This is a genomic window from Moraxella sp. CTOTU47616, from assembly GCF_032017465.1.
Classification (GTDB): domain Bacteria; phylum Pseudomonadota; class Gammaproteobacteria; order Pseudomonadales; family Moraxellaceae; genus Faucicola; species Faucicola tetraodonis.
Map to the genome: position 1 here is coordinate 39254 of NZ_DALZPU010000010.1, position 14056 is coordinate 53309.

Annotated in this window: 12 protein-coding genes and 2 tRNA genes; 9 read left to right on the plus strand and 5 right to left on the minus strand. The window is 43.2% G+C overall.

The window, feature by feature from the left end; translation table 11 throughout:
* Positions 1–226: 226 nt before the first annotated feature.
* Positions 227–1513, plus strand: coding sequence for a citrate synthase (gene gltA, locus RTS10_RS10215; protein WP_219331963.1), 1287 nt, complete (start codon positions 227–229; stop codon positions 1511–1513).
* A gap of 131 nt (positions 1514–1644) precedes the next feature.
* Here the strand turns inward: gltA and nfuA are convergent, their stop codons facing one another.
* Complete coding sequence (gene nfuA / locus RTS10_RS10220) at positions 1645–2262, minus strand: Fe-S biogenesis protein NfuA (protein ID WP_036594945.1); 618 nt, start codon at positions 2260–2262, stop codon at positions 1645–1647.
* A 284-nt stretch (positions 2263–2546) separates the two neighbouring features.
* Between nfuA and RTS10_RS10225 the strand changes: the two genes are divergently transcribed.
* Positions 2547–3650, plus strand: a complete 1104-nt coding sequence (locus tag RTS10_RS10225) for a bifunctional nicotinamide-nucleotide adenylyltransferase/Nudix hydroxylase (RefSeq protein ID WP_219331962.1) — start codon at positions 2547–2549, stop codon at positions 3648–3650.
* Between the two features lie 69 nt (positions 3651–3719).
* Complete coding sequence (locus tag RTS10_RS10230; RefSeq protein WP_219331961.1) at positions 3720–5126, plus strand: nicotinate phosphoribosyltransferase; 1407 nt, start codon at positions 3720–3722, stop codon at positions 5124–5126.
* A 57-nt stretch (positions 5127–5183) separates the two neighbouring features.
* On the opposite strand, the gene coaE is transcribed toward RTS10_RS10230, so the two are convergent.
* The 4 genes from coaE to pilB are packed head-to-tail and all read right to left on the minus strand — an operon-like array spanning position 5184 to position 9704.
* Complete coding sequence (gene coaE / locus RTS10_RS10235) at positions 5184–5840, minus strand: dephospho-CoA kinase (RefSeq protein ID WP_257619709.1); 657 nt, start codon at positions 5838–5840, stop codon at positions 5184–5186.
* Positions 5837–6712, minus strand: coding sequence for a prepilin peptidase (locus tag RTS10_RS10240; RefSeq protein ID WP_312540210.1), 876 nt, complete (start codon positions 6710–6712; stop codon positions 5837–5839). Before RTS10_RS10240 ends, coaE begins: the two co-directional genes overlap by 4 nt.
* A gap of 5 nt (positions 6713–6717) precedes the next feature.
* A complete protein-coding gene (locus tag RTS10_RS10245; protein WP_050324877.1) occupies positions 6718–7941 on the minus strand; it encodes a type II secretion system F family protein in 1224 nt (407 codons plus the stop codon).
* A gap of 56 nt (positions 7942–7997) precedes the next feature.
* A complete protein-coding gene (pilB, locus tag RTS10_RS10250; RefSeq protein WP_312540211.1) occupies positions 7998–9704 on the minus strand; it encodes a type IV-A pilus assembly ATPase PilB in 1707 nt (568 codons plus the stop codon).
* Between the two features lie 433 nt (positions 9705–10137).
* Here pilB and tpiA point away from each other — a divergent pair, with 433 nt between their 5' ends.
* From tpiA to nusA, 6 genes are all read left to right on the plus strand, one after another.
* Entirely contained in the window at positions 10138–10977 is an 840-nt protein-coding gene (gene tpiA / locus RTS10_RS10255; RefSeq protein ID WP_219331957.1) for a triose-phosphate isomerase, read from the plus strand.
* 91 nt (positions 10978–11068) lie between these two features.
* Positions 11069–11374, plus strand: coding sequence for a preprotein translocase subunit SecG (gene secG / locus RTS10_RS10260; RefSeq protein WP_076775866.1), 306 nt, complete (start codon positions 11069–11071; stop codon positions 11372–11374).
* 108 nt (positions 11375–11482) lie between these two features.
* Positions 11483–11567: transfer RNA gene (locus tag RTS10_RS10265), tRNA-Leu, on the plus strand.
* Between the two features lie 68 nt (positions 11568–11635).
* Positions 11636–11712: transfer RNA gene (locus tag RTS10_RS10270), tRNA-Met, on the plus strand.
* A 225-nt stretch (positions 11713–11937) separates the two neighbouring features.
* Positions 11938–12447 carry a ribosome maturation factor RimP gene (rimP, locus tag RTS10_RS10275; RefSeq protein WP_007115081.1) on the plus strand — a complete coding sequence of 170 codons (510 nt, stop codon included), beginning with the start codon at positions 11938–11940 and terminating at the stop codon, positions 12445–12447.
* Positions 12448–12564: 117 nt separating this feature from the next.
* The gene (nusA, locus tag RTS10_RS10280; RefSeq protein WP_007115082.1) at positions 12565–14046 is read left to right on the plus strand and encodes a transcription termination factor NusA; all 1482 of its coding nucleotides are present in this window, start codon (positions 12565–12567) and stop codon (positions 14044–14046) included.
* The last annotated feature ends 10 nt before the right edge of the window (positions 14047–14056 follow it).

Below are 14056 nucleotides of genomic sequence, written 5' to 3' on the forward strand. Positions count from 1 at the left end.
ATTATAACTAACTGTTTGTACGCGTAAGGCGTAAATTTACTTTCATTTTTGGCAAAAATGCTGTTAATATAGATATGTTTTAGTTTTGGGTTTTCGCTATTTTTTCGCTATTAATAAAGTCGCCCTGCACGTCTCTGTGTGGCTGGGCAGTCACCTATCCTTGTCATTGCACCAATGTATTTGAGCAAGTATAGGTCTTCTTTTTTTACACGTCTGAGAGGATTTTATGTCAGAGAAAGACAATATTGCAACCTTGCACGTCAATGGCCAGGACTATGAGCTTCCTATCATTGAAGGAACATTAGGCGATCCTGTACTCGATATTAAGGCAGTACCCCAAGCTGGTTTTTGGACATACGATCCAGGTTTCATGTCAACCGCTTCCACTGAATCAAAAATCACCTTCATTGATGGTGACAAAGGTATCTTATTACACCGTGGTTACCCAATTGACCAATTAGCTGATAAAGCAGAATACTTAGAAGTTGCGTATGCACTCATTCATGGTGAATTACCCAATGCTGAGCAAAAAGCTGACTTTTACGAAAAAGTTCGTAAACATTCAATGGTAAATGACCAATTACGTCGTTTCTTTGAAGGTTTCCGCCGTGACGCTCATCCGATGGCGATTATGGTTGGTGTGATGGGTGCGTTATCTGCGTTCTACCACAATAATCTTGATGTGAGCAAACAAGACCATCGTGAAATCACTGCGATTCGCTTGATTGCCAAAGTGCCTACTATTGCCGCAATGTGCTACAAATATAGCAATGGTCAACCATTCATGTATCCGCGTAATGATTTAAACTACGCTGAAAATTTCTTACACATGATGTTTGCAACCCCAGCGGATGTTAACTATAAAGTCAATCCAATCCTTGCAAAAGCGATGGACAAAATCTTTACCTTACATGCTGACCACGAACAAAATGCTTCGACGTCAACTGTACGTCTAGCAGGTTCTACGGGCGCTAATCCATACGCTTGTATCGCGGCAGGTATTGCGGCTCTATGGGGACCTGCGCACGGTGGTGCCAACGAAGCTGTACTTAAAATGCTTGATGAAATCGGCAGCGTAGACAATGTTGATGAATTCATGGAAAAAGTAAAACGTAAAGAAGTGAAATTGATGGGCTTTGGTCACCGTGTTTATAAAAACTTTGACCCACGCGCCAAAGTGATGAAAGAAACTTGTGACGAAGTATTGGGCGAGCTTGGTATCAAAGATCCACAACTTGAACTTGCGATGAAGCTTGAACAAATCGCCTTGAATGACCCGTACTTTAAAGAGCGTAACCTATATCCAAATGTTGACTTCTACTCAGGTATCATTCTAAAAGCCATCGGTATTCCAACCTCTATGTTTACCGTAATCTTTGCGTTAGCACGTACTTCTGGTTGGATCAGCCACTGGTTAGAAATGCACGCTGCACCTTACAAAATCGGTCGTCCACGTCAATTATATACTGGCTACACCCAGCGTGATTTTGTGGCAGTTGAAGACCGCGACTAAGCCAATGCTTCAAAGATGCTTCAAAACAAAACCCAGTGTAACACTGGGTTTTTTATTGTTAAAATTTAACAAAAAAGGACGTTCTGCAACGCCCTTTTTTCAGTTAATTATAACTTGCTAATGACTTCACCTTACTTATAAAACGCATTGGCAGTATAGGTATGGTCGGTCTCATCAATCACTTGGGTTAATTCTGGTATTTGCTGCTTTAGCGAGACTTCAACCCCTTGTTTTAGCGTCATATCAACTGCAGAGCAGCCTTGACAGCCGCCGCCAAATTTGAGCACGGCGGTGATACCAACCCCTTCTTCATGTACCAAATCCACCAATTGCACGTTACCCCCATGCGCCGCTAGATTTGGATTGATTTCTGAAGACAGCACGTAATTGATACGCTCCTCTAGGCTCGCGTTTTCACCCAATTTTGGCACTTTTGAGTTGGGCGCACGGAATGTCAATTGCCCACCAAAACGGTCTTTATTGTAATCAATCACCGCATCTTCAAGATAAGGAATAGACGGGGTATCTATATAAGCGGTGAATGTCTCATAATCCAATTTTAAATCATCAGGATTGTGTTCATCTGGCTGGCTATATGACATACAACATTCTGCTCGCGGCGTGCCGGGATGTTCGACAAAAATACGTACGCCGATGCCGTCAGTATTTTGTTTTGCCAACAACTCAGTCAGATACCCTTGCGCTGAATCAGTAATTTTGATATTTGTGGTTTTTTCTGTATCGCTCATATGTCACCCTAGCTTGTCATCAATTTTTACCCATATTTTAGCATAAACTTGAGTAATTTACTCGGGTTTTATTGGGGATGGTTTTTTGGCTTATCAAGGGTCGTCACAATATTTTTTAGTCAAGCTAAAACTTCAATCTAGTCATTATCTTTAACCAAAAATAACTTGGCATGGCTGGAAAGTTTAGGCAAGATAGTTAAAAAAACATGCTTTATCACCGAACTTTATCACCAAAACGCCATTGGATAGACCGAGTGCGTTATCATTCGCAAGGAGTTTGCGTCATGCCAAATAGAACTACTGACACTACCATGGTTACTAAAAACGACGTTACCGAGGATAAAGGGCGTTTTAGCACACCCAAAAATAAAAAAGGTTATCAATATGATTATTTGGTATTTATCGGGCGTTTTCAGCCGTTTCATTTAGGTCATAAATCGGTTGTCGATGAAGCATTAAAGCTTGCTGAAAATGTGATTATGCTCATTGGCTCTGCCAATTTGCCAAGTAGTATCCGCAATAGCTTTAGTGTCGAAGCACGTAGCCAAATGATTTTGGGCGCCTTTGACAAAAAAGATACCAAACGCATCCATTGTGTCGGTTTGGATGATGCCTTATACAATGACACAAAATGGCTTCAATACGTGCAGCAGTGCGTGAAGTCGGTTACCGGCGATTTAAACGCCAATATTGGTCTAATTGGACATTCAAAAGACAGCTCATCATATTACTTGTCACTTTTTCCAAATTGGCAGTCAGTGGCTGTGCCCAATTTCCATGAATTATCTGCCACGCCAATTCGCGAAGGCTTTTTGCTGGGTGCCGATCCGCTAACCGACGCGGTACCGCAATCGACAACCGATGTCATGAAGGCATTTAAAAAGACCGAAGCATTTAAACGCCTACACGATGAGGCTGGCTTCATCGATAAATACAAAAAACAATGGGAATCAAGCCCCTATCCACCCACCTTTATGACGGTTGATGCCGTGGTCATTCAATCAGGACACATTTTATTGGTGGAGCGTCGTGGTATGCCAGGTCAAGGGCTATGGGCATTGCCTGGTGGCTTTATTGACCCTAAAGAGACGCTATTTGACGCCTGTATTCGTGAGCTACGTGAGGAGACACGGTTAAAAGTGCCTGAAGCGGTTCTGCGCGGTTCGCGCCATAGTCAACATACCTTTGATGACCCGTATCGCTCGGCTCGTGGTCGTACCATCACCCAAGCGTTTTACTTTATGCTCAAAAATGACCCCAAAGGCTTACCGTCGGTGAAAGGTGGCGATGATGCCAAAAAAGCGTTTTGGCTACCCTTGGCTGAATTAAGAGCCGATAAACTGTTTGAAGACCATTATGCCATTATTTGCAAAATGGTCGGTCTCTGATTTTTTCCCGCCAAACTGATAGACGGTTTGGTTTTAACCTGCGCAAGCAATCACCAGAGGAGTTCTGTGATGTTTAGTCAAAATTTTGACAATTTTATTTTAAATACCGATAGCTATAAGACGTCGCATTGGCTGCAATATCCGCCAAACACCGAGTATGTATCTAGCTATATTGAAGCGCGTGGCGGCAATAGTAACTTTGAAAATGTGCTATTTTTTGGTCTACAAGCTTTTTTAAAACAGTATCTTACCAAACCCATTACCGATGCTGATATAGATGAAGCCAAAGTGCTACTTGCGGCTCATGGCGTACCGTTTAATGAAGCAGGCTGGCGACAATTAGTCGCCAAACATGGCGGTCTATTACCGCTGCGCATTCAAGCGATACCAGAAGGCATGGTGGTACCAACGGGTCAAGTATTGTGTCAGGTGGTGAATACCGACCCTGAGTTTTACTGGTTGACGAGCTATATCGAGACCACACTATTGCGTGCTATTTGGTATCCTAGCACTGTGGCAAGCCTTTCTTATTATTGTAAACAAATCATCAAAGCAGGCTTGGAAAAATCGGCCGATAACTTAAATAATCTACCGTTTAAATTGCATGATTTTGGCGCACGTGGGGTGTCTAGCCTTGAATCAGCTGCGCTTGGCGCGCTTGCCCACTTGGTAAATTTTTCCGGTACGGATACCTTAAGCGCGATTGTGGCTGCCAATCGTTGGTATGGTATGCAAAATGACATGACGGCTTTTTCCATTCCTGCAGCAGAACATAGCACCATGACCACTTGGGGTCGTGAGCATGAAGCGGATGCCTATGGCAATATGATTGCCAAATTTGGCGGTGAAGGTAAAACCTTTGCGGTGGTGAGTGATAGCTATGACTTATGGAATGCCATTGATAATATCTGGGGTGGTGAGCTAAAAGAAAAAGTAGCGCAAACAGGCGGCACGTTAGTTATTCGCCCTGACAGTGGCGATCCGATTAAAGTGGTGCGTGAAGCCCTGCAGCGCCTTGCAGCAAAATTTGGCACCACCACCAACTCAAAAGGCTATAAATTACTACCTAGTTATGTGCGACTCATCCAAGGGGATGGTATTAATCCCACCAGCATGGGTAAAATAATTGATGCGGTGATTAAAGCCGGATTTAGTAGTGATAATATCACCTTTGGAATGGGTGGCGGACTACTGCAACAAGTCAACCGCGATACCTTGAATTTTGCCATGAAGACCAGCAGCGCACGGGTGGACGGTTTTTGGCGAGACGTGTATAAAGACCCAATTACCAGTGTGAGCAAACGCAGCAAACGCGGGCGTTTAGCCTTGGTCAAACGTCAGGGTAGTTATATGACGCTGCGTGAAGATGAGCTTGCTGAGCAAAATAATTTGTTGCAGGATGTATTTTTGAACGGTGATTTACTAGTTGATGATACGCTAACCGCGATTCGTCAACGCTCATCGGTAAAATCATAATTTAACTTGTCGCAATCTTAACAGCCGTCTTAATCAGACGGCTTTTTATCGTTAATGCTAATTAACCCCTGCCATTGCCAAATATTTTTGGTGCAACTGTTCAAGTTTTAAATACAAATCGTCTAAGCTACCATTGTTGTCGACAATGTCATCAGCTTGCCTGAGCCTGTCATGACGCGACAGTTGATTTGCCATGATATTTTGAATACGTTCAGGTGTTTGACCATCGCGTTGACTGGCGCGCTCAATCTGCAAGGATTCATGACTATCAACCACCAAGACTCGCTCACACAGATTGGCTAATCCCGCTTCGGAGGCTTCTAACAGTAAGGGTGCTACCAAAATTACATAGGGCGACTGGGCAGTTGCTAGTAATTCTTTGGCACGGCTGCGAATGGCAGGATGGGTGATTTGTTCCAAATCCATTAACGCTTGCGCACTGCCAAATACATGCTCTCGCATGGCACGGCGATTAAGTTCACCTGCCTCATCAATCACCCAGTCACCAAATTTGGCGACAATTTTTTTTAGCGTTGGCGAATCTTTGGCAACGACGTCACGTGCCAATACATCGGCATCAATAATGACAATTCCATGCTCAGCAAACCAACGGCTCACTTGTGATTTACCACTACCGATGCCACCTGTAAGTCCCACTACCAACATCGCAACCCCTCCTTGATTCACGGATAATTGACCCATAAACGACTTCATGACATGTTGCCTAGATACCATGACATTATTGATTGCCCATACAAAAGTGCGATCATGCCAGCAATCGCGATATAGGGTCCAAAAGCAAAAGGTTTGCTTTCACCTGAGCGCTTCATCAATATCACACCCACAACCGAGCCGACAAACGCAGATAAAAGCACAATTAACGGTAGCATCAAAGGCCCTAGCCAAGCCCCCAAAGCCGCTAATAATTTAAAATCGCCATGCCCCATCCCGTGCTTGCCCGTAATCAGCAAAAACAATTGGTAGACAATCCACAGGCATAAAAACCCAAACACATAGCCGAAAATAGCCGCTGTGGGGCTAACAAATAAGCCAAAGGCATTGACAAATAAGCCCAGTCCCGCTAACGGCAATGTAAATCGGTCAGGTAACAATTGGGTATCAAAATCAATGCCTGTTAAAGCAACTAATGTCCATGTGAGTGCTAATCCTGCCAGCGCTTGCCAAGTAACACCAAATTTCATCACCACCAGCATAGACAAAATAGCGGTGATGATTTCCACAAGCGGATAGCGATAACCAATGGCGTGATGACACTCACTACATTTTCCTTTTAACAGTAGCCAACTAACAACAGGCATATTTTCAAACCAACGTATTGAATGCCCACAATGCGGGCAACGAGAAGCAGGACTGCTTAAGGTAATGGATTCATGATTGTCAATAACGGTTTCTGGATGGAGCAATAGCTGGCATTCGTTCTTCCACTGCTGCTCCATCATCAAAGGCGTGCGATAAATCACCACATTTAAAAAACTACCCACACATAAGCCTAAGATTGATACGATGAGCAAAGTAAGCCATTGCGACTGTTGTAACAACAAAATAAAATCTGAAAAAATCCCCATCGTATCTAGCCCACCACCGAGCCCATTTGGAAGATTGGTAGATACATGGCAATCACCAGACCCCCTACCAGTACCCCCAAAACCGCCATAATCATCGGTTCCATCAGGCTTGTTAACCCATCTACGGCGTTATCTACTTCGTTTTCATAATAAGTCGCGACTTTATCAAGCATCTCCTCTAGACTACCTGATTCCTCACCAATACCGACCATTTGGATAGCCATACTCGGAAAAAGATTGGTAGAACGCATCGAAAACTGCAGCTGTTGACCCGTCGCAACATCGCCTTTAATTTTTTGCGTGGCATTATAAAACACCACATTATTGGTTGCTCCAGCGGTTGAATCTAACGCATCAATCAGCGGCACACCTGCGGCAAAAGTGGTAGATAAAGTACGGGAAAAACGCGCAACCACCGCTTGATAAGCAATATTGCCAAAGATTGGCAATTTTAAGGTAAGTCGGTCTAAAAAATCATTAAAGGGCTTGCTACGTTTTTTAGCTTCAGAAAAGCCAACAACAGCGCCTGCAATGCTAAATAGCAATAACCACCACCATTTTTGCATCCACTCCGACATACTGACTACCATCCGGGTAAACGCGGGTAACTCTGCACCAAATGAATTGAATAAATCAGCAAACACCGGTACCACTTTGACCAACAAAATAATGGTAACGATAATCGCAACCACGATAACCGCAATCGGGTATTTCAAGGCTTTTTTAATTTTTGCTTTTAGTAGCTCGCTTTTTTCTTTGTACGTCGCGACACGCTCAAGCATAGTTTCAAGCGCGCCCGACTGCTCACCTGCCTCTACCAATGAACAAAATAGGTCATCAAAATATCTGGGATGTTTGCGCAGCGCTGCAGCAAAGGTGCTTCCTGATTCCACTTCTGACTTGACACTAAGCACCAACTCTTTCATCGAGGGGTTATCGAGCGCATCTGCAACGATCTCAAACGACTGAGTAAGGGGGACGCCCGCTTTCATCATCGTAGCCAACTGCCGCACAAAGATAGCAATATCGATTGCCTTGATGCTTTTTTTCATTTGAAAAATAGGCTTAGGTTTTTTCTTAATCGTCTTGACTTGGATGCCCTGCTTACGTAGTTGCGCCTTTGCCAGCTCAATATTGCGGCTAGTGGTTTCGCCTTTAACTTTCTCGCCACGGCGATTCACCCCATCATAGACAAAGTCTAATAACATTTCTGTTTGGACTTTTGCCATACCCTTAACCCCTTACTATCTGAACTAATCTTAAATAAAGACGGATGAAAAACGCACTATTCGCTAGTAACACGATACATCTCTTGGATACTGGTCGTGCCTTTTAGAACCTTTAAAATACCTGAGCGCCTTAAATCCCTAAACCCTTGCTTTAAAGCAGCGTCTTTAATCTCAATAGCGTTGCCGTCTTCCATAATAATTCGGGCAATCTCTGGTGTTACTTTCATCACTTCATAAATACCAACACGTCCTTTATAGCCATCGCGGCATTCAGAGCAGCCAACGGGCTCATAAATGACATTGCTGGGATCTGCCAAATCTTCTTCAGTAAAGCCCATTTCAAGCAAGCTATGTTTTGGTACATCTGTCGGTTTTTTGCAGGATTTACATAGGCGACGTGCTAAGCGCTGTGCGATTACCAAATTGACTGAGGTGGCAATGTTAAAAGATGCCACACCCATATTCCGCAGACGCGTTAAGGTTTCTGGCGCTGAGTTGGTATGCAAGGTTGACAGCACCATATGCCCTGTTTGGGCAGCTTTGACAGCAATTTCCGCCGTTTCCAAGTCACGAATCTCACCGACCATCACAATATCAGGGTCTTGACGCAAGAATGATTTGAGCGCACTGGCAAAGGTCAAGCCAACTTTATTGTTCACGTTGACCTGATTAATGCCTTCAAGGTTAATTTCAACGGGATCTTCTGCGGTAGAAATATTGGTCTCAACTGTGTTTAAGATATTAAGACCCGTGTACAAGGAGACGGTTTTACCCGAACCAGTAGGGCCGGTAATCAATAACATCCCTTGCGGTTTTGCCAGCGCATCCATAAATAGCTGCTTTTGGTCCGGCTCATAGCCGAGTGCATCAATACCAAGCATCGCTGATGATGGGTCTAAAATACGCAGTACGATTTTTTCACCAAATAAGGTTGGCAATGAGTTGACACGAAAATCAATCGCCTTATCCTTGGAAATTTTTAATTTGATACGACCATCTTGCGGCACGCGGCGTTCAGAGATGTCCATTTGTGACATGACCTTCAAGCGGGCAGCAATTTTACCCGCTAGCTGCGTCGGTGGATTTGCCATTTTTTGTAACACGCCATCAATACGAAAACGCACGCGATAAGATTTTTCATAGGGTTCAAAGTGTAAGTCTGAGGCGCCCATGGTAATGGCTTTGATGAGCATCCCATTAACGAACTTGACGACAGGCGCTTCATCATTGATATCTAAATGACTGGTGGCACTACTGTCTTCATCGGCGCGGGTTTCATCAAACTCCACCGCTTCCATATCATCAAAATCAGCTAAATTAGTGGTAGTAAAGATTTTTTCGATGAGTGATTTGATTTTGTGGTGTTCGGCAACCACTGTTTCTACGGTAAACCTTGTACCAAACCGCAGTGCATCTAAAGCATCTACCCGCGTCGGGTCGCTCATGGCAACAAATAAGCGGCTACCTCGTTGAAAAATCGGCAGAATATTAAATTCGCGAATAATTTTTTCATCAACCGCTTCTTTTGGAATATAGTTGACATTGATGGCATCCAAATCAATGAGTGGGTCGCCAAATTCTCGCGAAATTACCCACGCTACCGCGTCAGCTTGCGCAAGCTTATTATCAACCACATAGGCGATTAAATTTATTTTTTGCTGCTGCGATTCTGCCAATACTTTTTGCATTGCCGCTTCGCTAATTAGTCCTTCATGCACTAATCGCGAGGCAATGCCACCAAAACCAGGAAGGGATGCTGCCATCGTTTCTCTCGTTTACTCAATATTTATTCAAATGGGCTAATGTTTGTTAGTGTAAACTATTCATTTATATATTAACAAATCATTCTCGACAAATCCGTGAATTCAACGATAAATATTTTTTTAACGCATTTTATCCCTATCTATCAACCTTCATAAAACTGTTTGATACATTATCCCTTCTTTATCCTTTCTTTAAACACCTTACTTGCGTAACCCAATAATTTATTCGGCAAATCGCGGCAATTGCTTATATAATACCTACCATTTTACGCCTGATATTTTAAATACCCGTATTTTCATATCTTGATATCTTTAAATGGTGATGTTTTACATCATGATATGTTAAATAGCGTTACTTATATTTTAATGTTATCTTGACATTTATACTTTGCAAATTCGTAGATAACCACTTACCTCAATTGACAGGGACATTATGAAAGCATCTGATTATGTAGCAAATTGGCAGAATTCTTGGGTGATTGCTAATTGGAAAATGAATCCTAGCACACAGCTGACTGTCACAGCCCTTATGACCGATTTACAGCAGCAGCTACCTGCAGATGCACTGCAAAGCTGTAACGTGGTTATTGCGCCGAGTTTTATGCATTTATCGACCACGCAACAAGCCATTCAACATGGGTCATTGAACATCGGGCTAGCTGCGCAAAACTTATGTGCACAACACGCCGATAAAGGCGCGTTTACTGGGGAAGTTTCGGGTGCTCAGCTCAAGGACGCTCAAGTAAATTATGTTTTAGTCGGACATTCAGAACGCCGTCAATATTTTAATGAAGATGATGCTTGTTTAATCCGAAAAATTCGCAATGCCTTTGCACATGATTTAACCGTTGTTTTTTGTATCGGTGAAACACAAGCCCAGTATGAGCAAAATCAGACCCAAGATGTGCTAGCAGCACAATTAACGGTAGTTAAACAACTAGCCGCTGAATTTGCTAATACCCAATCTGAAAACGCCCAATTGAATAACTTAGCATCGCGATTGATTATTGCTTATGAACCCGTTTGGGCGATTGGTACAGGTAAAATCCCAACCATACAAGAAGTACAAAATATTCATGCTTTTATCAACACCACCTTGACAGACATCGATGCCTCTTTAGCGACCACACCGATATTGTATGGCGGCAGCGTGAAAGCGGATAATGCTGCAGAAATCGCCCAATGCCCAAATGTAAATGGGGTATTGGTAGGCGGGGCATCACTTGACGCAACTGGCTTTACACAAATTATTCAAGCATTTGCCCGAATTTAAGGTAAAATATCACCCATTTAAAATTTCTTACTTTTGCCACTGACAGCGTTCTTGTTGGGCATCAGTGCTATCAAGTTTTGTAGAGATAAGTATGTATAATGCAATTTTAGTGGTTCATATCATTGTCGCGATTTCGATGATTGGTCTGATTTTGGTTCAACATGGCAAAGGTGCCGATGCCGGCGCGTCATTTGGTGCAGGTGGTTCAGCAACCGTATTTGGTGCGTCTGGCTCTGCCAATTTTCTGACGCGCTTGACGGCGGTTTTAACAGCAATTTTCTTTATCACCAGTATGACACTGGCAGTATTTGCTAAACAGCAATCAGTATCTAGTCGTACCCTTGATACCAGCCTAGCGACTAGTACTGCGCCTGCAAGCCCTACACCTGCCAAATAAGTTATTAAAAAAAATGTTGCGTTATTGGTAGTTTTGACCTAGAATACAGCGTCTATTTTAGAGTGTTGTTATTTAAAAAACAGCTTGGTTAAAGTAGTTTGGTTTTTTGCGATTGTGGTGGAATTGGTAGACACGCTACCTTGAGGTGGTAGTGCCGCAAGGTGTGAGGGTTCGAGTCCCTCCATTCGCACCAACTAAATTAATTTTAAATAACTATTGACAAGGTTAATATCTCACTCTATAATACGCTCTCTAAATTGTTGCGGGGTGGAGCAGTCTGGTAGCTCGTCGGGCTCATAACCCGAAGGTCGTTGGTTCAAATCCAGCCCCCGCTACCACTTTTCTAGTAGCATTGCTTTGGTATCATTACTAGAAAAATCAATTTAGACACACTTTTATTGATTTAAAAGCCCACCAATTAGTTTGTGGGTTTTTTTGTATCTGTTGGTTTCGAAAAAACTTAAGTTTTGCTAAATTAGCGGTTGCGTTTTAGTAATGTGCCAATTTTTAAAATTAGCTTTTAAAATCAACAAAGATGTTAATAATCAACTCTAAAGGATATCATGAAACTATCAACGAAAGTTGCTGAACTGACCCAAATCATTGAGCCAGCAGTAACTGCCTGTGATGTGAGCTTGTGGGGTATTGAGTTTGTACCACAAGGTCGACGCTCTCTTCTTCGTATTTATATTGAAGCCCTACCTGAAGACCGTGCCGAAGGCAAACAAGTCACCATTGAAGACTGTGCTGCGGTCACCCACCAAGTCGGTGGTGTGTTAGACTTACACGACCCGATTGCAGGCGAGTATCTACTTGAGGTGTCTTCACCTGGTTTAGACCGCGCGTTTTTTTCTGCTGAGCAGCTGCATGACTATGTGGGGCAAACAATCAGTTTACGATTGATTCATGCGATTGGACAAGGTAGTGATAAGCGCCGTAAAGTAACAGGCGAATTGGTCAATATTGACGAGCGCCAGTTGACGGTCAAAACTGAAAATGATCAAGTCAATGACCAACTTTTAGCCATCGAGCTTGATAATATTGATAAAGCCAATTTGGTCTACCAATTTTAGCTTTTAAATTTGGGGTTAACGCCTTTTTTACGCTATGTCTTCTAGCTAACTTTCTTCTAGCTAAAAGCAAGATTTTAAAGAATAAAGTCTAGAATGACTTAAATTATAGGTGATTACATGAATCGAGAAATTTTAACGGTCGTTGAAACCGTCAGTAATGAAAAAGGCTTAAATCCTGAAGATATTTTTGAAGCGATTGAGCAAGCCTTGGTGGTATCGACCAAAAAGAAAGTTTATAGTGAGCAGCCTGAAGTTGCCGTTCGCGTGCATATCAATCGCAAAACAGGTGACTATGACACTTACCGTTATTGGACAGTAGTGGCAGATGAAGATCATGAAATGCCTGCCTGTCAACTAGCGATTAGCGATTTGGATGAAAACGAGTGGAAAATCGGCGACGTCAAAGAAGAACAAATCGAATCCATTGAATTTGGTCGTATTGCTGCTACCCAAGCCAAACAAGTCATCATTCAAAAAATCCGTGAAGCTGAACGTTCACTGGTGGCAGATGCGTTTGAACATCGTATCGGCGAGATGATTACGGGTGAAGTCAAAAAACCGGCGCGCGATGGTTATATCATTGATTTGGGCGATAATGTCGAAGGCTATCTACCACGCGATAAAATGTTGCCCCGTGAGCAGCTGCGCATCAAAGGTCGTATCAATGCGATTTTAGAGCAAGTCAATCGCGATAACCGTGGTGCTCAGCTCGTATTGTCTCGTACCTCACCACAGATGCTAACGGCACTGATGCAAAAAGAAGTACCAGAAATTGCTGAGCAAATCATTGAAATTCGTGATGTTGCGCGTCAACCTGGCTTACGTGCTAAGATTTCAGTCAAAACCAATGATCATCGTATCGACCCTGTCGGTGCTTGTATTGGTATGCGTGGCACCCGTATCCAAGCAGTACAACAAGAGCTTGAGGGCGAGCGTATCGACGTCGTGGTATGGTCGGATGATGCGGTGCAGTACATTATCAGCGCTTTGGAACCTGCGGATGTTGATCGTATTATTCTTGATGAAGATACCAAAACTGCAGATATCATCTTTGCCACTAACGATCAGTTGGCCCGTGCGATTGGCTCACAAGGTCAAAACGTGCGCCTTGCATCAGAATTAACAGGCTATCGTCTTAACATGATGCTCGAAGACGAGTACAATGCACAACAAGAATCAGAAACCAAAGTGTATCGCGACCTATTCTACACACGTCTTGAAGTCGATGAAGATTTGGCACAAGCCTTGGTGGATATTGGATTTACCTCACTTGAAGAAGTTGCGTATGTCCCTGCTGAGACTTTCTACGACATCGATGGGCTAGATGATGACGCCATCGACGCAATCCAAGAACGTGCCAAAGAGGCGGTAATTGCCGATGAATTGGTCAAACAACAAAATATTAAAGAGCCAAGCCAAGAGCTTCTAAACCTTGAAGGCATGACTCAAGCATGGGCCTACAAGCTTGCCGAACGTGACGTCATCACCGTCGACGACCTTGCCGAACAAGCCATCTTTGATATCCAAGATATCGAAGGTCTTGATGAAAAGACCGCAGGTGAGCTCATTATGAAAGCCCGTGAATCATGGTTTAATTAAAAAAGGTGTA